We start from the raw sequence: 329 nt of genomic DNA, 5'->3' as shown, positions 1-329 counted from the left end.
GTTCCGCTACAGAAGAAGAATGATTTATAAATGTGAGTTTCTGACTTCCTAATTATGTGTTCCCGAGAAAGGACTGTTTTCCTTTTTTCGACACATGACATCTCCATAGCCCAGGGAACTACTGAAGCACACTATGTGAGCCGCTACTTCGCGACGATATTTGATACAAGCATAATAGCCCCAACATCATCGGAGATTGAAGGGGCAAACCATTATTCGTATTCGTTCTCAGGGTTGCTCGGGCTTCTGTATATCAATATTCTATTACTTCCGCAGTTAGTCTGGCTAGCTTATAACGAACAGCCAGACATCGTATACGTATACCGCAA

At 42.6% G+C, this 329-nt stretch carries 1 protein-coding gene; it reads left to right on the top strand.

Features of this window, described 5'->3' with window-relative positions:
* Positions 1-54: 54 nt before the first annotated feature.
* Positions 55-329, top strand: a 275-nt coding sequence (locus EXE42_RS19905) for a hypothetical protein (RefSeq protein ID WP_206750774.1), incomplete at its 3' end; no start/stop codon positions are given.

The organism is Halorubrum sp. SP3, from assembly GCF_005435195.1.
Taxonomy (GTDB): Archaea; Halobacteriota; Halobacteria; order Halobacteriales; family Haloferacaceae; genus Halorubrum; species Halorubrum sodomense.
Note: the sequence above shows the minus strand (reverse complement) of the source record. Positions and strands in the feature narration are given on the sequence as shown.